The sequence below is a fragment of the Bergeyella anatis genome, assembly GCF_036016955.1.
Classification (GTDB): Bacteria; Bacteroidota; Bacteroidia; order Flavobacteriales; family Weeksellaceae; genus JAYWXI01.
Map to the genome: position 1 here is coordinate 1 of NZ_JAYWXI010000163.1, position 391 is coordinate 391.

The window sequence follows — 391 nt, forward strand, 5'->3', positions numbered from 1 at the left end:
TTGGACAGATGGGATGAAAATTAACAAATCTCATTTTGTTGAGATGCAAGACTTTATCAATGAAAGTGTTATAGATAGTACAGGGGTTCATACCTCAATGATAAATTACGGGCTTCTTCCGATGTCCAACTCATTGAAGATGAATTTAGTGATTGATAGCCATAAACTTTTGCGGGTAAAAGTAGAGCAATGTCAAGCCATAACTCCCAATGGAACAAGAATATGTATAGATGAAGCCTCCCAATCGTTAAAGGTATCCATTGCATATCCAGAGGTGGTGAAAGAGTTAAAAGAAGGAGAAGAGGCGACTTTAATGGCTTGCATATCAGTAAACCCATACGAGCGTATTCCGTGTGGAGAACCAGACCCAGAAGAAATGCCTCCTAGATAT

Annotated in this window: 1 pseudogene; it reads left to right on the top strand. The window is 39.1% G+C overall.

Going from position 1 to position 391, the window contains the following annotated elements:
• Window positions 1-13: 13 nt before the first annotated feature.
• Window positions 14-391: pseudogene (locus VQ048_RS12760) on the top strand (hypothetical protein); the annotation flags it as partial.